We start from the raw sequence: 25,071 nt of genomic DNA, 5'->3' as shown, positions 1-25,071 counted from the left end.
ACGCAGCCTGACCTCTGGCGGGCAGATCTCCACTGATTGGAGTGAATGCCGTGAACGACTCGACCTGAACCGAACGCCCGGTCGCAAGAAGTGCGACCGAAAGGCGTTTATCGGCATGAGGTTGGGACACAGTGGGAAAGAATCTGCGGCAATCGCAATGCGCGATTTCACTACGCCGGTTTCCGCTATTCGCCGCCCCTCACCGCCAGGCGCCGCCAGCCTCCGCCGATAGTCATGCGCTCGGCCCTTGGGTGCCCTGGAACGGCTCTTGTCCGGGGCGAACGGATATCCAATGCTTATCGGTGGGAGCGCGTGCAACATCATGACGTGAAAGACAGCCCATGAGTAACCCAGACCGTATCATTCGTTTGAAGACCGTTCTCGACCGCACCGGCCTTTCCCGCTCGACCCTCTACCGCAAGATGGCCGACGGTACCTTTCCCGATAAGGTGCGGATCAGCATCCACGGCGCTGGCTGGCACGAGTCCGCCGTCAATCGCTGGATCGCCAATCCGGCGATGTACCGCGAGGATCGTGTCGGGAGCGCGGGACGTTAACCGCCGCGCCTTTCCCGATCCGATCTGAGTACGCGTGAACGACGCCGCGCGCATGATCGGCATCGTCCGCACCAAACTCTACGAGTTGATCGCGGCCGGTGAAGTCGCGGCGGTAAAGCTCGGCAAATCCACCCGCATCACCACCGCCAGCCTGCACGATCTCGTCAGGCGACAACGCGGAGCGGCATTGGCTCGGACGCCATGGGGCTGGCGTCCTTGTCCGCCTCGCGGGCATGCGATCCATGCTATCCAGCAATTTGGATCACATTCCCGCCGGTCTGCTTCGCGATCTCCTGCGATAGCAGACGCTCCCATGCCGCGAGCGCTCGACCAATCTGACGTTTGTATCTCGATTTGTTGTATTTGCGGTTCAACGCTCCAAGGCTGTGGTTGAGGACGATTTCAGCGATGTTCTCGGAAAAAACCTCCCCCATCTCATCCATCTCGTCGGACGATAGTGCCGTTCGTACCCCCTTGCGGATCGAATGCAGGGTCCAGTGCTCGACGAACTCCTCCGTCAGGCACTCCATCGCCGCCAGCGCGTTCGCGGCCAGATCGGGCATCATACTGGGATAGATGGATTCGGCGAACAGGTGCTTGCGCTTGGCGCGCGCCTCAAAGATCGGTTTACCCAACGCGCCGAGTGGCAGGACGTGGGGATCTTTATTCTTAACGCGGTCCCCCGGTATCATCCAAAGCCCGTTGCGGTACTCCGCGCTCGCTGCGCCAAGCGCCTCCATCTTGCGTGCGCCGGTCAGGATCAAAAGGCGGATGGAATCCCGCTCATCCTCGATGAGCTGATCCGAGGCACGCCAGAGCGTCGCCAGTTCGGCAATCGAGAGTTCGCGCGAGCCCTCGCCTTCCTCCCGCGTGGTAACGAGGTCGGCCGCGACGTTATGTTCGACATAGTCTTCGCGCGAACACCATGACAGGAACTGCTTCATGAGCACGAGCAACCGATTTGCGCTGCTCGCCGAACCGCGACGCTGCATGACCTTGATCGCCTCGCGCACCTCGGCCTTGGTGAAGCTCGAAATCGGCGTATCGCCATAGAGCGGGAGAACATTCTTGCCGACGAGCCGCTCATACTCCGCGAGCGATTTCAGCCCCTCCTTGGCGAGCTTTTTATGCATAACCCATTCCGCAAACACTGCGCGGACGGTGTCGGCCTGAGCACGCTTCGCCTCCGCTTCCCGCTCCGCCTGTAGCGTCCTCGGATCGTCGCCTCGATCGCGTTCATCATTGCGGTCGCGAGCGGAATCGCGCGCGTCGGCGAGCCCCATGGCAGGCCAGGTGCCAAGTTTCAGTTTGATCCGACCCTCGCCCTGCCCGCGAAGGCGAGCAGCATCGTAGAGCCAAGACTTCGCACCACCCGGCTCGATCTTCAGGTACAGGTTGTGCACAAGCTCATCGCTCACCATGCGACGGGTCAGGCCCGGCCGGATTGCATCGATCTGCGCGACAGTCATGCGCGCCGTAAGGATTTCCTTGGTGCTGTTTGCCACTTTGCCTCCTATCCCCACCTTCGGTCTGATTGACCGATCCGGGGGTTTTTCTGGGGGTTTGACAGCGGGACAGACTGGCGCTTGCTGATCTAGCTTGCAACCCATGGTTACAAGCTAAACTATTGATACAAAACCAAAATAATACCGCTTGGCGCAAGGTGGCACAGGCTGGTACATGTGAAAAAATTGTCGTTTTGCAAATTTGTAAACCGAAGGTCGCGGGTTCGATTCCTGCAACCGGCACCATCCATCCTCAGGATTCGGCCTTAAGCCATTGATCCCCTAAATTAATCAGCGCCGCAAGTTCGACACAGCATAGCGGCGGCCCGGGAATAGGCGGCCGACCTGAACGCGCGCGTGGATGCCGGCGTCGACCCGCGCGCCGAGGAACAGGAGGCGATCGACCGTGCAAACATGACGATCAGGGTGGCACACGGCCTCTACTCAGTCAGGCGCCCCTCGCTTCATTCGCACGGTATCCTGTCCCAGCAGGGGCGCGGCAAACGGATCGGGTCCCGGCGTGCGCCCATATTTGATCGGCCGCGTCACGCCGCGATAGCTGCCGAGCGCGTCATGCGCGATCGGCTCGATCAGCTCCTCGGCCAAAACCTGTGGATGATCGAACATGTCCTCAACCGGACGCGCAACGGAGCAAGGCACCTGATCGGCCAGGAGTTCCTCCCATGCCCGCGCATCACGCGTCATGAGGACTTCCTTCAGACGTGGCACGATCTCGCCGGCATGCTCGGCGCGCTTCCTGACGCTGTCGTAACGCGGGTCGTCGCCCAGCTCGGTCAGGCCGGTCAGCCGGCACAGCGCGTGCCAGAAGCGCGGCGTGTTGGCTGAAAGATAAAGATGTCCCCCGGCGGTCGGATAGAGGCCCGTAATGCCGCCTGAACGCATGTCGCGCCAAATGTCGAGCGTCTCGCCCTCCGCACAGATCAGCCGCGCCGACTGCATGGTCAGCGCGCTGCGCAGGAGGGAAATGCCGACGAACTGCCCGCGCCCGCTACGTTCTCGTTCGAACAGCGCCGAGGCGACCCCGGCGGCGACCAGCGCCGCGGCATAATAGTCCACCGGGGAACCATAGGTAAGCTCGGGTTCACATCCCGGCTTGCCCTGCAGCACGCACATGCCGGTCATCGCCTGCAGCACCTGATCATAACCGGCACGGTCACGCAGCGGCCCTTCCTCGCCATAGCCGGTCACCGCGCAATAGATCAGTCGGGGATTGCGGGCGCTGAGCTGGTCGAAATCGATCCCCAGTCGCTCGGGCACGCCGGGGCGAAAATTATGCACCAGCACGTCGGCCTCGTCTGCGAGCGCGAGCAAGGCGGCCCGGTCCGCTGCGTTCTTCAGGTCGAGCACAGCGCCCTGCTTGCTGCGATTGACGCCGAGAAAGGCACGGTTCTCGCCCTGCAGGGTGGATGGATATTGGCGCAGATTGTCGCCGCCGGGCGGCTCGACCTTGATGACGTCCGCGCCCTGGTCGGCGAGCAGGGTGCAGCCATAGGGACCGGCGATATAGGCGCTGAGGTCGAGCACCTTGACCCCGCTGAGCGGCCCGGCCGGGCCAGTGCGCCGCGCGCTGTGGAACAGCGATGGCGTGGTCATGACGAACCCTCCGGTGCGAGCATCAGCCAGGTCAGTCGCCAACTGCCGTCCGCGACGCCGCCAGCGCGGTAATAAGGCACATAGTCGATCGGCGCGCGACCCTGCGGGATCACCCGCACCGTATCGCCCGGCGCTTCCCCGGTTGCAGGAATGACGGTCAGCCATTCCTGCGTCGGCGTTTCGGGCAGGCGGATCGTCTCTTCGACCCTGAAGCCATCGATCAGGCCGGTGGCATAGACCAGCGGACCAAGAGTGACCGCGGCATAGTCGAAGTGCAGCACCTCCTGCCGCACTGGTTCGCCGCCCGGGGCTAGCGATTCCTGCACGTTGCGCGCGATGCCGCGGTGCAGGCGCGGTACCAGCGGAAGGCGCAGCGCCACGATGTCGCCGGCCTGCCAGATCCGGGCGATGCGGGCATAATGGCCGGCAATCACATCCGCCACCGCCACGCCGTTCACGGCCAATGTCGCGCCCTCGGCCCAGTCAGGAATGCGAATATCGATCGCGAAGGCCTCGGCGGGCTCCGGCGTCACCAGCAGGTCGATGGCGCCGTCGAATGGGTAGCGGGTCCGCTGCTCGATCGTCACCGCGCCGGCAATGGTCGCCAGCGTCGCCACCGACGGGCCGAGCAGGTTCACCGCGACGGCACCGTCCGCCGTCACGCCGTACGCGACCGGCGCCAGCTCCTCGAGCGCGATCGCCCCGCTCGACTTGCAGCAGCGCCAATAAGTGGTGTGAACGCGGCGGCCGTTGGGGAAGCTGTAATAGCACCAGTCCTCGCCGCCTTGGGCCTGAGCGCCGAGCAGGTCGTTATAGGCGGTGCGCTCGATTTCCTGCGCAAAGTGCGCCGCGCCGGTGATCGCCAACAGCTCGCGGTTGAGCTGGATCCACGCCATGGTGGAGCAGGTCTCGACATAGCCATAGGGGCTGAACACGCCAGCGGGATTGAACACCTCGCGCGAGCGGTGCGCGACGCCGCCCCATGGCCCGCCGCCCAGCGTCAGATGATGGTCGCGCACGTTGCGCCACAGATGCTCGACCGCGTGAAAATAGTCGTCGTCGCCCGTCGCGCGGTGCAGCTTTGCGATGCCGACCAGGTTCCACAGCAATTGATAGGCTTTGCCGGTGGCGATTTCCGAGGCGTCAGCCCCGGCCAACGCGCGTGCCAGCAACGCGTTGCGCGGTTCGCGATCGATCTGACCGAGCACGAGCCGCGCCAGGTCGAGATAATGTTGTTCGCCGGTCGCGGCGTACAGCTCGGCGGCGGGATCGATCACCACGCTCGCCGACAGGCCGAAATGATTGCCGAGATCAGTGATCGCGATCCGCCCTTCGCTGAGCGTGCGCCATACCAGATCGCCAATCCGCGCGGCGGCGTCGCGGTAGGACCGCTCCCCGGTATGGCGGGCCAGTTCGAGCAGCCCGAGCATCAGATAGCTATGAGTCCAGATGTCCCAGGTGCGCATGGCGGGAGCGCCGTCCCAGCTTTCGGGCCTGACCGGTTGCGGCCGGGTGAAACGACGCTCGGGTGCGTAATTGCCGAGATACCCATCGCTGTCCTGCAGCGCGATCAAATGATCGGCGACATGGCGGACATGGTCCAGCAGCCCCTTGTCGCCAGTGCGGATCGCAGCACGTGTCGCCGCCTGAAGCCATTTGCCGGCATGCTCGCCATACCAGTCGCCGGCGGTGTTGCAGCAGGTCTCGGCACGGTCGAACAGCGCGATCGCCGGACTCGTCTCGTCGACGATGAAATGCGACAGCCGGCCGCGATGATTGGCATCGAGTGCCGCGCCGAGCACGCCACCCAGCGCGACCGCATCGGGGGCAGCGAACGCCATCGCCCCTGACAGCGGCGTGGCAGGAGCCGTTGTGACGGCGCGGTCAGCGATCGACGACACAACGGAATCCGATCCCCGCCGAGCGGTCCTTACCGGGAGACATCAGCAGCAGCTTGCCATGCTGGTCGAGCGCGTAAGCCTGGGGGAAGTACCAGTGCGAGGTCTGGGGCTGATAGGCGCTGCCGCCGCGCAGCACCGCGCCGCGAACATGGTCGTCATGATATTCGTCAGTCCACTGCCAGACATTGCCCACCAGATCCATCACGCCGAACGGGCTCGCGCCGGCGGGATGGGCGTCGACATCGGCGGGCACCGGCATCTCCCGACCGCAGGCCGGTTCAGGCACCGCTACGGGATTCCAGTCGTTGCCCCAGGGATAGCGACGGCCGTCCGTCCCTTGCGCGGCAAATTGCCATTCCCATTCGCGCGGCAAGCGTTTTCCCGCCCACGCGGCGTAAGCGCGGGCATCCTCGATCGATACCCAGACGACCGGCTTGTTCTCCCACCCCGCCAGCGGTGCGCCATCCAGCCAGTGGCGCAGGAAATTATGCGCGTCGCTCGGACGATAACCGCTCGTATCGAGGAAAAGCTTGAACGCGGCGTTGGTGACCGGGAAACGATCGATCGCAAAGGCCGCCATGTCGAGGCGGTGGCGGTGATGACGCCGTGCGTTCGGCTCCCATGGATATTGCACGTCGACGCCCTCGGCGGCGTAACCCTCGATCACCACGCCGTGCACGGCAAAGTCGAAGGTGCCGGCGGGAATGTCGACCATGCCCTTGGGCAGTGCCCCCCGGGCGGTCGGGGTGACGGCGACCAGTTCCTGCTGCAGCGAGCGCCACGCAGCGGAATAGTCAGCGAGCGGCGTCGCTGCGTGCCCGCGCATCGTGTCGAGAAGGCCGGACAGCCATTCAGGTACCGCGCCGGTCACGGCGAGGACACCGCCGAACCCGCGCCCTTCGAGCGGCAAGGCGAACACCGCCTGGCCGTCGGCCATGCGCGGTGTCAGCGGAATACCGTTCCAGACGTCGAAATAGCGCGCGCCCTCGACATGCGGCAGCGCGATCTGCTCGCCATCGACGGCATATTCGTTGCGGTTGACGATGGTCCACAGCGTCATGCCCTCGCCCGGGAAGCGGCTCGCGAACACGCCCGCCTGGAGCGTATGTGCAAAGGGTGTCCAATCGGCGCCGACCAGCAGCGGGGCGAAGCGGCGTTGCACCGTCGCGACCCGGCGCAACGTCTCGCCGTCGCGCGGCGTCAACTGGTTCATGAAGCCGAAGACATTCTCCCAGGCATTGTAGCCGATGCCGTTGAAGAAGGCTTGTTGCAGGTCGTTGTTGCGCTCGCGGCCCCAGCGGTTCTCGATGTTGATGATGTGCCGCGGCTCGAGCCATTTCAGCTTGAGCACGACCGGGATGGTGTCGGTCGGAATGCGCTTGGCCCAGCTTTGCACATTCCACGACAGGATATGGTCGCCGGCCTGGGCGGTCGTCTCCGGTTGAAGCACGACCGAGCGGCCACGTGCGTCGCAGGCCTCGAGAAAGGCGCGCGGCACGCCGCTATAGGTGTCGCCATTGATACCGTCGGCACCGGTCGCCACGACCAGATCGGCCATCCGTTCCCAGTCGGGCTTCCCGGGCGGGCGGGTGCCATTGTCCCATGGCATGGTCGGCAGCAGTACCTTGACGCCGCGCGCATGAAAATCGTCGACCATGCCGCGCACGCCTTCTATCCCGCCGGGCAGCGCCTCGATCAGGTCGAACTGGTTGCGGTCGTCGATACCGATATTGGGGTAGATGTACCACAGCAGCACGCTGTCGACCCCGCCATAGCGCGCCACGAGATCGTCGAGATAGCGATCGACCGTATAGCGGCCGGTGTCGGGATCGTAGAGATAACGGTCCTCGGCCATCATCTGGACATGGACGAAGTTGCGCTGCGCCCAGGCCAGTTCGGGCCGGCGATAGACCGCGTCGTCGAAGCCGATGCGGATGAGATGCTCGGTGCGCCACTCGCGCAGGCCCTGCAGCCAGTCGTCGATCGCGCCGTCGACGTCGATCTTCCAGCGGCCCATATCCGCAAAGGGCCAGCCCGGCGCCTTGCCCGGCTGTGGCAGGAACGGGCCAGTCAGCGCGTGGGAGAATTTGATGTCGCTGCTGGTGCGGTGCGGAGACTGCGTCATGAAGTGCCTTGCAGGCGGGGGTCAGTGCCCCCGGGATAGGGGGTCACGCCACAATAGTCTGCCAGCGCGGCGGACCGGCCGGGGTCATCGGACGTGACGAGAAGGGTCGCAACCGCGGCGGCTGTCGGAATACTGGTCTGCGCGCCGGGGCGAGTCGTCGCCAGGGCGCCGGCGGCACTAGCCGTGCGCAGCGCCTGTGCCAGGTCATGACCGGCGGCAAGCGTCGCCGCGAGCACGCCGCAAAAGGTGTCGCCCGCCGCCGTGGTGTCGATCGGCGAAACGGCAAAGGCCGGCTGCACGAAGAATGCGCCCTCAGCCAGCGCGCAGCAGCCGCGCCCGCCCAGCGTCACGATCGCGCAGGGCACGCCGGTCGCAGCGAGACGGTCGGCGACAGATCCGCCGTCACCGACGATGCGCGCGAGCTCCTCCTCGTTGACCACGAGCATGTCGAGCGTCGCCAGCAACTCCTCCGGCAGCGGCCGCGCAGGCGCTGCATTGAGCATTACCGTCACACCAGCCGCGCGGGCGGCGACGGCAAGGGCCATCACCGTGTAGAGCGGTGTTTCCAGCTGCATCAGCAAATGACTGACCCCATCGAGCGAGGGCAGGTCGCCTGGCCGCAGCTGCGCATTAGCCCCCGGCGCGACGGTGATGGCATTTTCCCCGTCATGCGACACGGTGATCAGCGCCGCCCCGGTCGGCCTGTCCGACGTTATGACGTCGAGCATCACGCCGGCTGCGCGCAACGACGCCTCGATCATCGGCGCCAGCGTGTCGTCGCCCAACGCGACGAGCATGCGCGTCGCGCCACCTCCGGCGCGGGCACAGGCGACCGCCTGGTTGGCGCCCTTGCCGCCGGGGATGATCGCGAGGTCCTCACCGAGCACCGTCTCGCCGGGCGCCGGTATGCGCGGCGCCCGGACGACGAAATCAGCATTGGCGGATCCCGCCACCAGCACGGTGCCGTGGCGCGTGGTCATGGCAGGTCTTGCTCCCAGGTCAGAAGTCGCGATGGAAGGTCAGCGATACCGTGCGCCCGCGACCCGCGAAATAGTTCTGGTAGATATCGATCTGCGACGACGACAGGAAATAGAACTTGTTGAACAGATTCTCGACACCGAGCGAGAAGGTGCCGACATCATTGACCCGGTAGCTGCCCGTCGCATCGAACAGCGTATAGCCCTTGGTGTGCTCCTCGGTGGGTTTGCCCGCGTTGATGTTGCGACTGAAAAAGCTGGTCGCGCCGAACGAGATCGACCCCTCAGGCGTGAACTGCCAGGATATCTGCTCATTGGCCTTGTCGGGCGCGATGTTGAGCACACCGAGCGTCACGTTAAGCGGATCGGTCACGCCATTGGCAGCCGAGGTCTTGCCGACCACATGGCTGAACAGCGCGTTCAACCGCACCGTGGAGATCGGGCGGAACTCCGCCGTCACGTCGAAGCCATAGATCTTGATCGGTCGGCGGTTGAGCACATAGTCCTTGGTCACCGGATCGACCGTGAGGCTTGAGCCCAGGTCGGACTTGGACTGATAATAGGACACCCCGACGCTGCCCATCCGGCCGCGCCAGTTGAACCCGACCTCCTTGTTCTTGAAGACCACCGCCTGCAGATCGAGCAGGCCTTCGACCGTCTTGCCAGGCACGTTCACGTTGCGCAGCGGGATACCGACATTAGGCAGGGTGAAGCCTTCGCCATAGGTGGCAAAGGCCGAAAATCCGCCGCCGAAGCGGCCGATGATGCCGGCGTTGAGCAGGTCATTCTTGTACTTGAGGTTGCCGCCCTTCACCAACACGCTGTTGCGGTAATAGGTGGTCGTGTAATCATCAACCTCGACCTTGCCGTCCTCGTGGCGCCAGCCGCCGCTCAGCGTCACTGGGCCGAGATCATAGGCCAGCTGCACATAGGGGCCGAAGCTCGTATAGTTGAGCGGCGGCACCCAGATGCGATTGGTCAGGGCGAGATATTGCTGGGTCTGATCATGCACCGCGTCGACGCCGAAACGCAGTTCAAAGCCCTGCAGCAGGAAGTCGGGGCGCGTGTAGGAGGTGCGCAGCCCGTATTTCTTCGACAGGATTTCCGATTGGTCGAAGATGACGCCCGGCGAGATGCGCGGATCCTGTTTGTCGATCCCGTTATCGCCTGGGAAGCGCATCTCCTGCTTCGCGTAATAGCCCGTGGCCACGAGGCTGCCGCCGAACAACGACGTGTTGCTGTAGTTTAGAGCATATTGCTGGAACTGATTGAAATCGGGCGCGAAGAGGAGCTGGCCGGTGATGGGGTCGACCGGCGGCCCAGGCTCGGCCGTGTCGGGAATGCCGAGCGCGCGGCTGCCGGCGACATAGTGATAGTTGCCGTTGGCCTTGAGCTTGAAATAGCTTGCGACGCCCTCGATGCGCTGGGAATCGCCGTCACCGAAATTGGTGCCGACCTTCAGGAAACCGTCCCACTGCTTTGAGTCGGCTACCGAGCTCGATGCGCTGATCCCGATACGGCGGCCATGGGCGTCGTAGGTGATGCCACGCGTCACATAGGATCCTGCGGCGAAGACATCGAGCCCGCCCGATTTGTGACTGAGCGTTCCACCGATCTTCCAGATCGCGCTGTCGTCGTCGAACTGGGTGCCGAAACGGCCGGTGACGCCGAAATGGGTGCCGGGCTCGGTCGCGCGCTTCGAGATATAGTTGATGATCCCCCCTGCCGCGCCGATGCCCTCGGTCGCGGACGCCCCACCGACCACCTCGATGCGCTGGATCGTCGCCATGTCCGTGAAGGTCGCATTGCGACTGCCATCGCGCAGCGGTGTCGACTGAGGGATGCCGTCGAACATATAGAGCGCTGTTCGGCCACGCATCGTTTCGCCCAATGTATTGAGCGTCTGGTTCGATTCCGAATAGCCCGGGACGGTACGGGCCAGCACCGCGGTCGCATCCTCGGTGATGGTCAGCGATCGCTGCAGCTCAGCGGGGGAGATGACAGTGATCGCACCCGCGATCTTGTCGACCGCCTTGGGCGACCTTGTGCCGGTGACGACGACTGGCGTCGTCTCGTCGTCGACCGCGCCGGCCGCCTGGGCCGGCGTCTGCGTAGCGTCGTCCGCGGCGGCCGCACCGGATGTCAGCGGACCAGCGTAAGCGGCGGAGCACATCGTTCCGGCGAGAGCCGTGCCGAGCGCCAGGCGTGCAAGCATCTGCATGATAATCCCCTCCCTGTTCTTTTTCTTGGGGCCACCATTAGACGTGCGGGCCGGTGGGTTAAACCGGGCCCCGGCTGTGTTCAGACACGACATTTTGTGTGTTTTCAACGAGAGCGGTGACGCAACTCTTGAGGAAAACAGCACAAATACTGTGGTCCAGGCGTGTTTGGTACGCGGTCCGCTCTGGCGCGTCCCGCGCCGCTACGGCTATCATGGCCGCAACAGGGGAGATGCGACAACGATGCGCAGCAAATTGTTCGTGCCAGGCGCGCGGCCCGATTTCTTTACCAAGGCGCTGGCGAGCGACGCCGACGCCCTCTCGTTCGATCTCGAAGACTCGGTGACAGCAAGCGGCAAGAATGCAGCGCGTAGTGCGATTGCCGGGTTCCTGGCCAGCGAGGCGACACGCGCCGCGCTGGCCGCGAATGGCAAGCAGGTGATCGTGCGCGTCAACGCGCCTGGCTCGCCGCAATTTGCCGCTGATATCGCGGCAATGGCGCTCCCCGATGTCGCGCTGATCAACCTCCCCAAGCTCGAGGATCCCGAGGATGTCGTCGCCGTGGCGACGACGCTGGAACGCGCCGAGCAGGCTGCCGGCATCACACGCCCGATCCGCTTGCTGATTACCATCGAGACGCCTCGCGCATTGCGTCGGGCGGCCGAGATCGCGACGGCGCACCCCCGCGTCGCTGGCCTGCAACTGGGGCTCAACGACCTGTTCGAAGCGCTCGCGATCGATCGCCAGGCGCCCGGGAACGCCCATGCCGTGATGCTCGCCATGCGCCTCGCCAGCGGCGAGGGCGACGCGTTCGCCTATGACGGCGCCTATGCGGCCATTGCCGACGATCAGGGCTTTCGCCTTGAAGCCGAGCAGGCGCGCGCGCTCGGCTATCTCGGCAAGAGCTGCATTCATCCGCGGCAGATCGCCATTGCCAATACCGTGTTCGGCGCGCGCGCGAATGCGCTGGTCGAGGCGCGCCGGATCGTCGCCGCCGCAGACGAGGCGGCCATGATCGGACGCGGCGCTTTCAAGCTCGACGGGCGGATGATCGACCGCCCCGCGATCGAGCAGGCACGCGCGACGATCGCTATGGCGGAGAGGGAATAATGGCCTTTCCCGGTATCGTTCGGCGGTTGATCGTCCTGCTCGCTTTGTGCCTTACCGGTGTGGCATCGCCCGCGTCGGCGGACGACAGCGTCTCGCTGGTCAGGTCTTCCATCCTCCCTCCTCTCGCCGCTGGCGACGGTGCGACCATGGTGGCACTCGGCGGGCGTACCGTGATGATTGGCCGCAATGGCGCCTGGGCGCTCGCCGCGGACCGCAGTGCCTGGCAGCCGCTCGATCGATCTCACCTGCCCGCCGACCTGAAGCCGCGCATTGTCGCCAGCGATGGCCAACGCGCCGTGCTGCTCCAGGGCGATGCGCGTGCCATGAACAATGTGGCGATGCTACAGCTCGATAACGGGATGCTGTCGTTGCGGGCGCTTCCCGCGATGCCGCAATCGCTGACCGTCGCCCAGGCAGTGATGCACGGCGGTACCGTGACGATCGCCGGCCGAAGCGCCGACGGCGGCGCCCGGTTGCTCGACCTGACTCCGGACTACCGGACATGGCGCATGCGCGCTCCCTGGCCCGGCGCCGGCGCGCCGACGACCCTGACCGTGCAGAACGGCGTGCTCTACCTCACGCTGCGCAATGGGACGGCCGAGGATCTCTGGGCACTCGGCGACAAGGACGGATGGAAGGCACGCGGGCCTGCCCCCGGCCCGGTACTGGCCGGCGCGGCACGCGCGATCGGCCAGGCGCATGTCCTGTATCTCGTCTCCGACGCAAAGCGGGACACTCAGCTGTTCTCCTTCCACACCATCACTGGTGCCTGGGCGGCTTTGCCGTATCGCGCGACAGGCGGGGTCGATGCGGCGGTGGCATCGGGCAACGGCCTGGTCCTCGCCCATGCCGATGGTGGCCGGATGACCTTCGCCGTCGCAGAACTCGAGCGGCAACGCCGCGCGCTCGATCTCCTCGATTGGACGATCATCGTCGTCTATATGGCGGCAATGCTCGGGGTCGGCGGTTATATGTATCGCCGCGCCAAGCTCAACTCGACCAGCGACTTCTTCCTCGGCAGCCGGTCCATTCCCTTCTGGGCCGCCGGCGTCAGCATGTTCGCCGGCAATACCAGCTCGATCAGCTATCTCGCCATCCCGGCCAAGGCGTTCGAGACCAACTGGGACTATATGACCTCGAAGATCGTCACCGTGGTCGGATTGATGTTCGTCGCGATCTGGGTGGTGCCGGCGCTGCGGCGGCTCAACCTCGTCTCGGTGTTCAACTATCTCGAGCAGCGCTTCCATCCCGCAATCCGCATGCTCGCAAGCGCGCTGTGCATCGCGATGCATGTCGGCGGGCGGATGGGCGTGGTGCTTTTCTTGCCGGCGCTGGCGATCGGCACCATCACCGGTTTCAACGTGATCGGCTGCATCTGCATCCTCGGCGTCTGCACGATCATCTACACGGCGCTAGGCGGGATGCGCGCTGTGGTGTGGACCGACTTTATCCAGGTCATCGTGCTGATGGGCGGTGCGCTTTTCGCCATCGGCTATATCGTCTGGTCGCTCGGCTTTACCGCGATCGAGCAGGCGGCGATGGCGTCCGACAAGACCCATATGGTCAACACCAGTTTCGACTTTACCCAGCCGACCCTGTGGGGCTTCCTCATCCTCATCCTGTTCGACACCGTGCTGACCTTCCCCAAGGACCAGATCCTGATGCAGCGCGCGCTGGCGACCTCGTCGGACAAGAATGCCGGGCGTTCGATCTGGCTTTTCGCGGCGGTACTGCTGCCCGGCGGCTTCGTTTTCTACGTCATCGGCACGGTGCTGTTCGCCTATTACCAGGCGCATCCGGCTCGGCTTGATCCGCTGCTGCCGATCGATGCGGTGTTCCCCTCCTTCATTGGCATGGAGCTGCCGCACGGCGTGACCGGGCTGATCATCGCTGGCCTGTTCGCGGCGGCGATGGGAACGCTGTCGGGCACGATCAACAGCGTCGCGACCTTGCTGTCAGTCGATTTCTACGAGAAGTTCGCCAGGAATCCGACGCAGAAGAAGACCGTGCGCTTCGCCGAGTGGATGACAGTGCTGGTTGGTGTGGTTGGCATTGGGCTGGCGGTGCTGCTGTCGCAGCTCGACATCCATTCGCTGCTCGACCTGTCGATCGAGCTGTTCGGCGTGCTTGGCGGAAGCTGTGCAGGCGCCTATACGCTCGGCATGTTCACCCGCCGTGCCAACGCCGCTGGTGTCGGGATCGGCATCGTCGCGGCGTCGGCGGTCACACTTGCGGCGAGTATCTTTCAGCTCGTCCATCCCTATTTCTACCTGGCGATCGCGATCTTCGTCTCGATCGTCGTGGGTTATATCGCGAGCCTGTTTTTTCCGGCGCCCCAGCGCTCGCTCGAAGGGCTCATCGTCCCCATTGGCCGGTTCGGCCGGCGGCGCGCGCAGGAGGACGAGCCATCGACCTCCATTTCCTGAAGACCTTCGTGACGGTGGTCGATCGCGGTTCGATGGCCGCGGCGGCGCGTTCGCTTAATGTCAGCCCTTCGGCTGTCGCACAGCAGCTCCACGCGCTCGAACGGGAGCTCGGCACGCCGCTCATCGTTCGTGTCGGCCGCACCGTGCGCATGACCGAGCAGGGCGGGCGGATTCTCGGCCAGGCGCGTGAATTGCTTCGTAACGCGGCCGAGTTGCGCAACACCGCCCATGACGATGCGATCAGCGGCAATCTGCGTCTCGGCGCGTGCACGACTCCGCTCAGTGGCATGCTGCCGGACATTCTCGCCCGGCTGATCGGCAGATCCCCGGCGATCAATGTGCATATCCAGTCGGCCACTTCGGCTCAGCTCTACGCCGCAGTCGAGGCTGGCGAGCTCGATGCCGCTTTCGTGCTCGAAGCACCCTACCCGATCCCGAAGACGTGCGAATGGTGCATGCTGCGCGAAGAGGCGCTGATCATGCTGGCGCCCCGGAATCTCGCGCACCGCGATCCGCACGATCTCCTGCGCACCGAACCCCTGATTCGCTACGACCGGCATCAATGGGGCGGCCGCAGTGCCGAGGATTATCTGCGCAAGGTCGGGATCACGCCAAGGGAGCGCTTCGAACTCAACGCCCTTAACGCCATTGCCGTGATGGTAGATCGCGGCCTCGGCGTGGCGCTGGTGCCCGATTGGGCACCGCCCTGGCCGGCCGGACTTTCGCTCGCCCGGATAGCGCTGCCGACACGGGTGGTCGGACGGCGGATCGGGATCGTATGGTCGCGCGCCACCGTGCACACCCGGCTGGTCAACCTGCTGCTGGCCGAAAGCGAAGCCGCGACCGCCGATGCGACCAAGGCCCAGACCGGCGACAATGCTGCATAACACGGGATAGGCACGGCGAGCGCACCGAAGTCCCGATCAGGCTAGGGCCGGTGGGCACCCGGCGGCTGCAATGCCGACGAAGCGGTTAACCGCCAAGCATCCTGCGTTGATAGTCTCGCGGCGAAACGCCGATTTCCCTGCTGAAGGCGCGGGAGAAATTGTGCACCGTGCTGAAGCCGAGCTGAAACGCGATCTCGGAAATGCTCGCGCCCGAGTGGAGCACCAGGTCGCATGCTTTGTGCATCAGTGCGCGGTTCTTCATCGCGCGCGGGCTTTCGCCGTGAGTCTCACGGAAGAGTTTGCGAAAGTGCGAGTCACTGAGGTGCGCGGCGCGCGCCATCGATGAGAGGTCGAGGTTGATTTCGGGTTCTACGAGAATCCGTTCGGCCGCGCGGCGCAGCGCAGGCCACCGCGCGCCAGCCTTCGCCGCCAGGGGGGACAGGCCCGTTGCGATCTCGCCGATGATCTCGAGCATCAGACCCGACACGCACAACGGGCGGCGCGCGCCGCGATGCTCGGCGATCGCCCGCTTCATCAGCGCGTAGATCGCGGGACCGTTGACCACCGGAAGCTTGCCGCGCCAGCCGGCGATCGGCTGTCGTGCGAACACCGGATGCATGTCGGCATGGTCGCTAGCTGCATAGGCGGCTCCGCTTCTGACGCGCGGGCTGCGCTGCGGATCGTAGACGAGATCGAAATGCAGATAGGCGACGAACATCTTCGGCGCATGGCCGCGCATCTCGTGCAGCATACCGGGTGGAATCCAGATCAGATCCGCCGGGCCGACATCGAACATCTCGTCGCCCACCGCAAATCGACCGGTGCCGGAGACGACATAGACCAGGAGATAGTCGGCCACCACCCGCCGGGCGATGTGCCAGGCTCCGCGCCAATGCTCCAGCGCGCCCCGCACATAAGGCGAGAGCATCGCCGACAGTTCATGGCCGGCCTCGCCCTCCCCTTCGATATTGTGCGCACTCATCGGTTCAAGTTAATCGATTGGGATACATATTGCACGGCCCGGCCAAAGACGTCGGCTGCACGGTTTCCTAAAATGAAACCCAGCTGACAATGATATGTAAGGGCCTGGAGAATCATGCCTTATCCTGAACCAACGACGGAGGATGTCCTCCGCTTCGAAGCTGACGGCTTTCTGGTCGTGCGCGATGCAATCGATCCGGAGGAAATCTCGGCGCTTGAAAAGATGGGCAGGGAGATGACGCAGCGCCCGGAGGACTGGGGAAAGGACTGGGACTGGCGGCGCGGCGAGCCGCTCGACCAACGCGCCTACCGAATCGTCCAGAGCGGGGTCGACCGGCTGTTCCCCTGGCTGCCGCAATCGCGCTTCCGCGCCTGGGCCAGCCGGTTCGGCAGCGCGCTGATGCGCCAGGATATGGCGTTCTGGTATGAACAGTTTCTCGGCAAGCCGCCCGGCACTGGCGCGCCGACGCCCTGGCATCAGGATGAAGGCTATTGGGGGCGGACGCTGGAGGATTGCGGCATCACCTGCTGGACCGCCTTCCATGCTGTCGGTCCGGAAAATGGTTGCATGCACTTTGCGCGAGGCGCGCACCGAACCCTTCTCGATCATCGCAATCCTCCCGAAATGGCAAGCGACCTGCTGGTTTGCGACATTCCGCAGAACGCCGAGGTAATCGCCTGCCCGATCGAGGCCGGCAGCGTGACATTTCATCACAGCAAGATGCCGCATATGACGACAGCCAACAGCACGCCGCGATGGCGGCTGTCACTCGCGCAACATTTTCGTAACCCCGCTTGCGCAGCGCTGGCAGAGGACCATTACGACTGGCGGGTCCGCGTCAGTCAACGGTCCGGCGAGGGTTGATCGCGATCGCGGAGTACGAAGCGCTCATCTCTTCTGGTCATATGCCCTTGCAACGCGAGGTCGGCGCGCACCCGGCAACAGGACAACCGGCCGCGCCGTGCGCTTCAGCTCGAAATCGTGACCTCGTCGCCCATCCTGTCGATCCGAAGGCCGTACGCGTCGCGCAACAGGCGCGCGAAGACTTGGACGTTCGACGCCTGGAAGGTCCCGCCGATCCGGATCGCTGCGGCATTGGAATCCGCGATGACCAGCTTGTGGTCATTGTAGCGATTGAACTCGGCCGCGACGTCGGCAAGCTTTGCCTGGTCGAAACTCAGCATCCCGCCACGCCATGCTAGCCGGCCCTCGACCTGCTCCGGGCCGGCGTAGGCCGAGGGACTGCCGATGCCGGCGGCCGCGGGATTCTTCTCGGGGTCCGGCGATCTGGCGCTCGCGGGCGATTGCGAGGGTTTCCTGCCCTCGATCATGGGGGCGCGCACCGTCCCCGAGGCGCTGGCCGACTATTGCGTCGGTACCGACCAACGGGACCCGTTGCTGTCGCCGATCTATGGCGACCTGTCCGGCCTGCCGCCGATGATGCTGATGACCAGCACGCGCGACCAGTTGCTCAGCCAGACCGTGCTGGCGGATGCGGCGCTGCGCCGGGCCGGCGTCGAGGTCGATCTGCGCGTGTATGAAGGCATGCTCCACGCCTTCTGGGCATGGATCGAATGCCCGGAGACCGACATGGCGCTGGCGGCCCAGGCCGCGTTCTTCGCAAAGCATCTGCAGCCGTGACAGGTATGTCGCCGGCGACAGGTCCATCGTCGCCACCCATGCCCGACGGCACGATCGGCGGAAGGGTGCCGGCATGACCCTGCGTGTCGACCCGATGCCCGCCTCGCCCGCCGAATTGTTCGGCGACCTGCTGCGCGAAGTGCAGATACGCGGGCTCTTCGAGGACGGGAAGACCTTCGTCGATGCGATCGCGCGGCGCCCGGCGGAAGAGATCATGGCCGATTTCGCGGCAGTGCCGGCCGATATGGCGGCGATCCGTGCGTTCGTGCTCGCCAATTTCGATCTGCCCGCGTCCGCGGCGCCACATGAAAAGCCGGATGCCGCGCCGCTGCTGCCACTGCGCGACGAGATCAGGCGGCTCTGGCCGGTGCTGACCCGGCCGCCGCACGACGGCGATCGGCCCGAGGATTCGCTGCTGCCGGTGACGCGGCGCCATGTCGTGCCGGGCGGGCGTTTCCGCGAGCTTTATTATTGGGACAGCTATTTCACCATGGTCGGCCTGTTGCGCGACGGCCATGCCGCGCTGGTCGACGAGATGATCGAGATCTTCACGGCGACGCTCGAGCGTTACGGCCAGATCCCGAACGGCATGAGCAGCTATTATCTGGGGCCGCTCCCAGCCTCCGGTCTATCATCTGATGCTCGACTTGCGGCCCGTCTATGGCCGCGACGAGAAGCGCCGTCGCCTGGCGGCGATGCGCCGCGAGCATGGCTTCTGGATGCGCGGCGGCGAGGGGCTGGCGCCAGGCGAGGCCTCACGCCGCGTCGTGCGGCTTGCCGATGGCGCGCTGCTCAATCGCTATTGGGACGACCGGCAGACTCCACGCGACGAATCCTATCGCGAGGACGTGCTGATCGCCGGGGCGAGCGGCCGGCCGCTGGGCGAGGTGTACCGCGAGATCCGGGCCGGTGCCGAAAGCGGCTGGGATTTTTCCTCACGCTGGCTGGGCGACGGAACGCTCGCGTCGATCCGCACCACCTCGATCCTGCCGATCGATCTCAACAGCCTGATCTACGGACTCGAGCGCGCGATCGCGGCGATGGCGGCCGACCTCGGCGAGCAAACCGACGCTCGTCACTATGGCGATCTGGCGGGAGGGCGCGGCGCGGCGATCAACCGGCATCTTTGGTCGGCCGAAGGCGGCCATTGTGCCGATCACGACCTGGCGACGCACCAGCCGCGCCGGGAACTGACGGCGGCAGCACTTTATCCGCTGTTCGTCGGCCTCGCCTCCGACGATCGCGCCGCGGCGACCGCGAACGCCGCAGCCGGGCTGCTCGCGGCTGGCGGCCTGCGCACCACCTGCACCACCACCGCCGAGCAATGGGATGCCCCCAATGGCTGGGCGCCGCTGCAATGGGTCGCGGTCGCCGGACTGAAGCGCTACGGCCATGATACGCTGGCCGGGACGATCAGGTCCCGCTGGATCGCGATGGTCGAGGCGGCCTATCGCCGCAGCGGCTATCTGTTCGAGAAATATGATGTCGAGGCGATCAAGCCCGGGCGCGGCGGCGAATATGGCGTGCAGGAAGGCTTTGGCTGGACCAACGGCGTGACCGCCGCCTTTATCGACGAAGCCGATTGACCGGCACTCAGCCTCCAACGCGCTCCCTGTTTCGCCGATTTCATCGCCGCTCCGCGTCACAGACCCCGAAGCCGGCTATTCCTTTCGGGAAGCAAGCACCACGGCCCGCGCCTCGCTGATTTGCCAGAGGATCAATGTCGGCAATCCGATCGCCAGGTCGCGCGCGCGCTTGGCAAGCGACAAGGCCAGTGCCGTTTCCGGCGGCAGGCCGAACAGCGGCGCGGCCAGGGCATAGGCGGCCTCCTGCACGCCGATCGCGCCCGGTATCGCGAAGGCAACGCTCCGCAGCGTGAAGATCAGGCTTTCGATCGACAGCGCCGACCAGATCGAAATCTCGGCGCCCATCATCCGCAGCACGACCCAGCCGCCGACCGCGCTGACGATCCAGCCGAGGAGGTTGAGCGCAAAGGCCAGCGCCACGCGTCCGCGCTGGGCATAGGTCTCGCGCAACCTGTCGGTGATGCCGGTCATCGCGACGACCGAGCCGGGCAGGAAATGCTGGGCGACGCGTCCGGCCAGGCCGAGCGCCGGGCGTTGCGCGAAGAAGAACATCACCATCACCGCGGCCATCACGCCCGTCCCGCCAAGGATGAGCGGGCGCAGCGCAGCCGCCTCCCCACCCGCCGCGAACAGGGCGATCATCATCGTCAGGCCGAACAGAGTGAAGACGAGCTGCGCCCCCATCTCGGTCGTCATATCGACCACGAAGGACGCATAGACGCGGGACGCCGGAATGCCGGCCGTCGTCAAGGTCCGCGTGCCGACGACGATTCCGCCGATCTGCGAGAAGGGCAGCAGGTCCGATACCGCCTCCCGCACGGCGCGTGCCCAGGCGAACAGGCCGACCCGGTCGAGCGGCTCCCCCGGCGCCGCCGCCAGCCAGGCGGCTCCGAGAATCCCGAAGGTGGAGATCGAAATGGCGCAAAAGATCAGGAACCCGTCGATCCCGATCCGTCCCGCGACCGCCAGCACGGTGCCGAACCCGATCGAGCCGAAGACCCAGACCGCGGCGGCCAGCCCTGCCAGGGTCGCGAGCAGCATGCCCGCGCGTGCGAAATTGTTCAGGCGGTGTCTCCCTTGCGCCCACCCGCAAAGCGCAGCGCGAGACGCATCATCGCCGGGACGAATCGCGGCCGGATCAGCCGCTGGTCATAGGCCGCCAGGCGCCGATCATTCTCGGCGAGGCAGATCCGGGCGAGCTCCGGAAACGTCACTTCGACCCCAAGCTCCTTCGAGCCATTGAGCGTGAAGTTGTTCTCCTGCGCCTTGGTGTTGTCGTCACCCATGCCCTTGGCCATGCTGATCCGCTCGCCGATCAGGAACATCCAGACGATCAACACCTTGGCTTCGAACAAGGGCCGGCGCCACCACGGCATGTTGCGCCGCCACCAAGCGACCCAGTTCACGAAGAACAGGATGTGCCGCCCTTCCTCGCGCATCACTGGCTCGAACGTATCGACCAGTTCCTCAGGGAAGAAGCCCGAATCCTTGGCGAGCTTGAACAGGCCGAAGCCGAAGAAACTGTCGATGCATTCCGAATAGCCGGTGCGCATGAAGGCGAATTCGGGGTCGCGCGGGCGCTTGTATTCGGGTTCGGGCGCGAGGGGGATGCCATAGGCCTGCACCATGTCGGCGAGCACGATCTTGTGCCGGCTTTCCTCGAAGCCGTTCATGTCGACCGCGGCCTTGAGCAGCGGATCGCCGATCGCCTCGCCGAAGGTCTTCACGTTCATGCCCGCGCGGCCCTCGGTCGCGACGGCGATGTCCCAGATCGGCAGCGAGACGATCTTGTCGCGGGTCTCGGGTTCGAGCTTGGGCCAGTCGATCAGCGCCGGGCGATAGGGATCGTGCGTATCGAGCATGGTCTGGCAGAACAGCGCGCGATGTTCGCGGCTGCCGAGCCGGATCGGGCCGGCAGGTACCGGCTCGGGCTGGGCGAAGTGACTGAAGCCGTTGGCAATGTTCATGGCGAAGGTCTCAAGCGAAGTCAGTGAAGCTCCCCAGCGCAATCCTGTCGCGCGAGATCGCCTCGCGTGCAAGGGGGTCGATCAGGGCCGCAAGCTCGTCGCGATAGGCATAGCCGGGTGCGTGGGCGGGATAATGATCGTCGGTGGCGGGGTGCGTGTAGATCTCGGTCAGTCCCTTAGGGAGCCGATCGATCAGCCCCCGCATACGCCCCGCATCCATCGCGCCCGACCAGGCGAGCCCGAACACCTGATCCGGCACCGTCATGCCCGCCGCGCGCATCCGTCGGCGGACCAACAGTGCCCAGAGCCGGGCGACGTCAATCCCTCGTGTATCCGGCTCGATCCTTCTCAACACATCGCGTGGTTCGATCGGCGCGCGGACCGATTTCATGCCATAGCGCTTGCCCACCCTGAGGATCGCGGAAGCGATGGTGGGGTGGAGGTGGAAATGCTTGTGGGCGTTGACATGGTCGAGTGGCAGTCCGGTCGCGGCGAAGGCAGCGAACTGCGCCTCCACTTCGGCGAGAAGTTGACGCCGCGCGGTGGGACTGGCGAAGATCGTAATGCCGGCACGAACCATATCGGTGCGGAAATGCCCAGTCGTATCAACCAGTTCGGATAGCTGCTCGGGAGGGAGCGTTGGCCTGCCCTCCACCAGTACGACATGGAGGCCGACGCCGAGCTTCGGCATGGTTATGGCGCGCGCGACCGCGTCCGCGGCTGCGTCGCCGGAGACCATCAGGCTCGCGGCAGTGAGGATGCCGGTGCGATGGGCTTGCTCCACGGCCTCATTGACCGCGACAGCGGCACCGAAATCGTCGGAGGTGACAATGAGGCGCTTCACCTTAGCCCCCTCCCCTTTTTGGGAGAGGGAGAAGGATCACGCCTCTTTCCGCCGGCGCAGGAAGTCGAAGAACTCCACCCCTTCACGCAGGCGGCGCTTCATCATGTTCCAGTCGCGCAGCATCTCGGACACGATCGACCAGATCTTGGACGGGCGGAAATAGAAGCGTTTGTAGAATTCCTCGACCTTGTCGAAGATCACGCTTGCCGGCAGGTGCGGATAGCTGAGCTGAGCGATCTGGTTGCCGCCATCGGTCAGCAGATCGTTGCTGTTGTCGAACCAGCCATTCTCGGTCGCCTGCTTGTACAGGAAGGTGCCGGGATAGGGCGCCGCCAGCGAGACCTGGATCGTGTGCGGATCGATCTCCTTGGCGTAGTTGATCGTCTCCTCGATCGTCTCCTCGGTTTCGCCCGGCAGGCCGAGGATGAAGGTGCCGTGGATGACGATGCCGAGCGCGTGGCAGTCCTTGGTAAATTGCCGCGCGACATCGGTGCGCAGGCCCTTCTTGATGTTGTGCAGGATCTGCTGGTTGCCGCTCTCATAGCCGACGAGCAACAGCCGCAACCCATTGGCCTTCAGCACCTCGAGCGTCTTCTTCGGCACATTGGCCTTGGCGTTGCAGCTCCACGAAACCGGGAAGCCCTTCTTGCCGAAACCCAGCTTGCCGAGTGCGATCGCCAGTTCCTCGACGCGGGCATGATTGTCGGTCAGCGTATCGTCGTCGAAGAAGATCTCCTTGGTCTCGGGGATCTCGTTCAGGATGTACTGCACTTCCTCGATCACCTTGGGGACCGAGCGGAAGCGATAATTGTGACCGCTGATCGTCTGCGGCCACAGGCAGAAGGTGCAGCGGCTCTTGCAGCCGCGGCCGGTGTAAAAGCTGACATAAGGATGGAGGAGATAGCCGCCGAAATATTTCTCGATTGTGAGATCGCGCTTGTAGACCGGCGAGACCATGGGGAGGACGTCCATGTCCTCGATGATCGCGCGGTCCTTGTTGCGCACGAACGCGCCGTCGGGCGCACGCCAGGTGATGCCGTCCACGGTGGCGAGCGGGTTGCCCTGCGCGATCTCCAAGATGGTGAAATCATATTCCTCGCGCGCGACGAAATCGATATGCGGCGAAGCGGCGAGGCTCTTGTCGGGCTCGACCGCGACCTTGGCGCCCACAAAGCCGATCAGTATCTTCGGGTTGCGCTCCTTGATCAGGGCGGCGGTGCGGACGTCCTGGCCAAAGCTCGGCGTCGAGGTGTGGAGAATGACCAGGTCGCGCTCGTCGAACTCGTGCTTGATATCGTCCCAGCTCTGGTCGTGCGCGGGGGCGTCGATCAGCTTCGAGCCCTCGACCATCGCCGCCGGCTGGGCAAGCCAGGTGGGATACCAGAAAGACTTCACCTCGCGCTTCATCTGATAGCGCGCGCCGGCCCCTCCGTCATAGCCGTCGAACGAGGGAGCCTGAAGGAACAGCGTACGCATCATGCGAAAGTCTCCGGATCGGCCGAAACGAGGCCGTCACTCTCCATTCTAAGCCGTTGTCCGCGCCAATCAACCGAAGCAGCAAAGAAGCTTGCGACGAATATCGCGAAGGACAGGCAATCGCGCACCGGCAACAGCCACAGGGGCGCGGCCTGCGCACCCGTCCGGCGGTCGACGGTGCGGACGACAAGGGCGCGGACGACGAGCGACACCAGCGCGATCGCAAGGCCGACCATAGGCGCCGGAACGAGCGCCGCACCCAGCAGGGCGAGCGGAAACGGCATGCCGATCACTGACCCGATATAGGCGCCCGGCACGACGCCGCGCACGGTCGCGCCCCAGCGCAGTTCGTGCCGCCACAGCTCGCCAAAATTGCGCTCGACCGAGGCATGGGTGACCAACATCGGCGGTACCGCCACCTTTTTCCCAAGCGCATGGATCGCTTCGCCGATCGCATAATCGTCGGCGAGCATATCCGCGAAACGGGCGAAACCGCCGATCCGGTCGAGAGTCGCGCGCCGGATCGCGATGGTCGACCCCATACACGGCCGCGCCAGCCCGAGCGCGACGCCGAACACCGCGCCGGGCAGGAACTGATAGCTGAGCCCCGCCGCGCCGAGCCGCGACCAGAAGCCCGCATCGCCGCGGCCGAAATAGAGGCAGGTCACTGCGCCCACATCCGGCGGGTCGAGCGCGGCAAGGACCCGGGAGAGATAATCGGGCGTCGCGACCATGTCGCTGTCGCTCAGCACCAGGATCGGGTGTTCTGCCCTCGCCATCATGTTGATGAGGTTGGATACCTTGCGATTCGCGCCGTGGTTCGCAGGATCGATCACGAGGTCGATGGCGATATGCGGGTATCGGACGCGCAGCGCCTCCACCACGGGGATGGCGGGATCGTCGGCGCGCTGGACGCCGCAGAGAAGCTGGATCGGGCCGGCATGATCCTGGGCGAGGAAGCTCGCCAGGTTTTCGAAGAGGCGCGGCTCGGCGCCGTGGAGCGGCTTGAGCAGAGTTATGGCTTCGCTGCTGGAGCCGGGCAATTCTTGTCCGGCCATGAAGCGCCGGAAAACGATCGTCGCGGCGATCATATAGAGAGCGCCGATTGCGCCCAGCGCAAGCAGGGCCCAGCCGAGGATCGCAACCATCAGCATTCGGGTGAGCGTCCGCGCCGATCCATCCGATTGCCCATATCTGCCATCGCCCCTCCCTATCGCCACGCGCGCATCCTGTGTAGAGCGCGATCGAAACGCG

20 protein-coding genes and 2 pseudogenes are annotated in these 25,071 nt (G+C 65.0%); 9 read left to right on the top strand and 13 right to left on the bottom strand.

Going from position 1 to position 25,071, the window contains the following annotated elements; genetic code table 11:
* Positions 1-341: 341 nt before the first annotated feature.
* Together WC729_RS29865 and WC729_RS29860 are read left to right on the top strand one after the other, a co-directional pair.
* Complete coding sequence (locus WC729_RS29865; RefSeq protein ID WP_372858483.1) at positions 342-557, top strand: helix-turn-helix transcriptional regulator; 216 nt, start codon at positions 342-344, stop codon at positions 555-557.
* Positions 558-591: 34 nt separating this feature from the next.
* Positions 592-723, top strand: a pseudogene (locus WC729_RS29860) (helix-turn-helix domain-containing protein); the annotation flags it as partial.
* A gap of 79 nt (positions 724-802) precedes the next feature.
* Here WC729_RS29860 and WC729_RS29855 read toward each other — a convergent pair.
* The 6 genes from WC729_RS29855 to WC729_RS29830 form a co-directional block, all read right to left on the bottom strand.
* The gene (locus tag WC729_RS29855; RefSeq protein ID WP_372858482.1) at positions 803-2,062 is read right to left on the bottom strand and encodes a tyrosine-type recombinase/integrase; all 1,260 of its coding nucleotides are present in this window, start codon (positions 2,060-2,062) and stop codon (positions 803-805) included.
* Positions 2,063-2,506: 444 nt separating this feature from the next.
* Positions 2,507-3,676 carry a CoA transferase gene (locus WC729_RS29850; protein WP_372858480.1) on the bottom strand — a complete coding sequence of 390 codons (1,170 nt, stop codon included), beginning with the start codon at positions 3,674-3,676 and terminating at the stop codon, positions 2,507-2,509.
* Positions 3,673-5,517 (bottom strand): glycoside hydrolase family 127 protein, encoded by a 1,845-nt coding sequence (locus WC729_RS29845; protein ID WP_372858479.1) that lies wholly within the window; start codon positions 5,515-5,517, stop codon positions 3,673-3,675. The genes WC729_RS29850 and WC729_RS29845 overlap by 4 nt, the downstream gene beginning before the upstream one ends.
* 43 nt (positions 5,518-5,560) lie before the next feature.
* Entirely contained in the window at positions 5,561-7,702 is a 2,142-nt protein-coding gene (locus WC729_RS29840) for a formylglycine-generating enzyme family protein (protein WP_372858478.1), read from the bottom strand.
* The gene (locus WC729_RS29835; RefSeq protein WP_372858477.1) at positions 7,699-8,682 is read right to left on the bottom strand and encodes a ribokinase; all 984 of its coding nucleotides are present in this window, start codon (positions 8,680-8,682) and stop codon (positions 7,699-7,701) included. Before WC729_RS29835 ends, WC729_RS29840 begins: the two co-directional genes overlap by 4 nt.
* Before the next feature lie 19 nt (positions 8,683-8,701).
* Positions 8,702-10,900 carry a TonB-dependent receptor gene (locus WC729_RS29830; protein WP_372858476.1) on the bottom strand — a complete coding sequence of 733 codons (2,199 nt, stop codon included), beginning with the start codon at positions 10,898-10,900 and terminating at the stop codon, positions 8,702-8,704.
* A 43-nt stretch (positions 10,901-10,943) separates the two neighbouring features.
* On the opposite strand from WC729_RS29830, the gene WC729_RS29825 reads away from it, so the two are divergent.
* From WC729_RS29825 to WC729_RS29815, 3 genes are read left to right on the top strand one after another with little or no spacing between them, the layout of a single operon-like run.
* Positions 10,944-12,008, top strand: a complete 1,065-nt coding sequence (locus tag WC729_RS29825; protein WP_372858475.1) for a CoA ester lyase — start codon at positions 10,944-10,946, stop codon at positions 12,006-12,008.
* The gene (locus WC729_RS29820; RefSeq protein ID WP_372858474.1) at positions 12,008-14,434 is read left to right on the top strand and encodes a sodium/solute symporter; all 2,427 of its coding nucleotides are present in this window, start codon (positions 12,008-12,010) and stop codon (positions 14,432-14,434) included. The genes WC729_RS29825 and WC729_RS29820 overlap by 1 nt, the downstream gene beginning before the upstream one ends.
* Positions 14,435-14,442: 8 nt before the next feature.
* A complete protein-coding gene (locus WC729_RS29815) occupies positions 14,443-15,321 on the top strand; it encodes a LysR family transcriptional regulator (RefSeq protein ID WP_372858473.1) in 879 nt (292 codons plus the stop codon).
* Between the two features lie 85 nt (positions 15,322-15,406).
* Here the strand turns inward: WC729_RS29815 and WC729_RS29810 are convergent, their stop codons facing one another.
* The gene (locus WC729_RS29810) at positions 15,407-16,234 is read right to left on the bottom strand and encodes an AraC family transcriptional regulator (RefSeq protein ID WP_372858471.1); all 828 of its coding nucleotides are present in this window, start codon (positions 16,232-16,234) and stop codon (positions 15,407-15,409) included.
* Between the two features lie 183 nt (positions 16,235-16,417).
* Here WC729_RS29810 and WC729_RS29805 point away from each other — a divergent pair, with 183 nt between their 5' ends.
* Positions 16,418-17,167, top strand: a complete 750-nt coding sequence (locus tag WC729_RS29805; protein WP_372858470.1) for a phytanoyl-CoA dioxygenase family protein — start codon at positions 16,418-16,420, stop codon at positions 17,165-17,167.
* A 104-nt stretch (positions 17,168-17,271) separates the two neighbouring features.
* On the opposite strand, the gene WC729_RS29800 is transcribed toward WC729_RS29805, so the two are convergent.
* Positions 17,272-17,487, bottom strand: a complete 216-nt coding sequence (locus tag WC729_RS29800) for a FecR domain-containing protein (protein ID WP_372858468.1) — start codon at positions 17,485-17,487, stop codon at positions 17,272-17,274.
* Positions 17,488-17,551: 64 nt separating this feature from the next.
* Here WC729_RS29800 and WC729_RS29795 point away from each other — a divergent pair, with 64 nt between their 5' ends.
* From WC729_RS29795 to WC729_RS29785, 3 genes and pseudogenes are all read left to right on the top strand, one after another.
* Positions 17,552-17,944 carry an alpha/beta hydrolase gene (locus WC729_RS29795; protein ID WP_372858467.1) on the top strand — a complete coding sequence of 131 codons (393 nt, stop codon included), beginning with the start codon at positions 17,552-17,554 and terminating at the stop codon, positions 17,942-17,944.
* Positions 17,841-18,491 (top strand): annotated as a pseudogene (locus WC729_RS29790) (trehalase family glycosidase); the annotation flags it as partial. The gene WC729_RS29795 and the pseudogene WC729_RS29790, both read left to right, overlap by 104 nt.
* A 91-nt stretch (positions 18,492-18,582) precedes the next feature.
* Entirely contained in the window at positions 18,583-19,530 is a 948-nt protein-coding gene (locus WC729_RS29785; protein ID WP_372858466.1) for a trehalase family glycosidase, read from the top strand.
* Positions 19,531-19,605: 75 nt separating this feature from the next.
* Here WC729_RS29785 and WC729_RS29780 read toward each other — a convergent pair whose 3' ends face one another.
* The 5 genes from WC729_RS29780 to hpnI are packed head-to-tail and all read right to left on the bottom strand — an operon-like array spanning position 19,606 to position 25,037.
* Complete coding sequence (locus WC729_RS29780; RefSeq protein WP_372858464.1) at positions 19,606-20,571, bottom strand: lysylphosphatidylglycerol synthase domain-containing protein; 966 nt, start codon at positions 20,569-20,571, stop codon at positions 19,606-19,608.
* 20 nt (positions 20,572-20,591) lie between these two features.
* Positions 20,592-21,497, bottom strand: coding sequence for a ferritin-like domain-containing protein (locus WC729_RS29775; protein WP_372858463.1), 906 nt, complete (start codon positions 21,495-21,497; stop codon positions 20,592-20,594).
* A 10-nt stretch (positions 21,498-21,507) separates the two neighbouring features.
* Positions 21,508-22,341, bottom strand: coding sequence for a hopanoid biosynthesis-associated protein HpnK (gene hpnK, locus WC729_RS29770; protein WP_372858462.1), 834 nt, complete (start codon positions 22,339-22,341; stop codon positions 21,508-21,510).
* A 36-nt stretch (positions 22,342-22,377) separates the two neighbouring features.
* On the bottom strand, positions 22,378-23,820 hold the full coding sequence (gene hpnJ, locus WC729_RS29765; protein ID WP_372858461.1) for a hopanoid biosynthesis associated radical SAM protein HpnJ: 1,443 nt from the start codon (positions 23,818-23,820) through the stop codon (positions 22,378-22,380).
* A complete protein-coding gene (gene hpnI / locus WC729_RS29760) occupies positions 23,817-25,037 on the bottom strand; it encodes a bacteriohopanetetrol glucosamine biosynthesis glycosyltransferase HpnI (protein WP_372858460.1) in 1,221 nt (406 codons plus the stop codon). The genes hpnJ and hpnI overlap by 4 nt, the downstream gene beginning before the upstream one ends.
* Between the last annotated feature and the right edge of the window lie 34 nt (positions 25,038-25,071).

The sequence above is a fragment of the Sphingomonas sp. genome (assembly GCF_041661825.1).
Classification (GTDB): Bacteria; Pseudomonadota; Alphaproteobacteria; order Sphingomonadales; family Sphingomonadaceae; genus Sphingomonas.
This window is presented reverse-complemented; position numbering and strand designations above follow the sequence as displayed.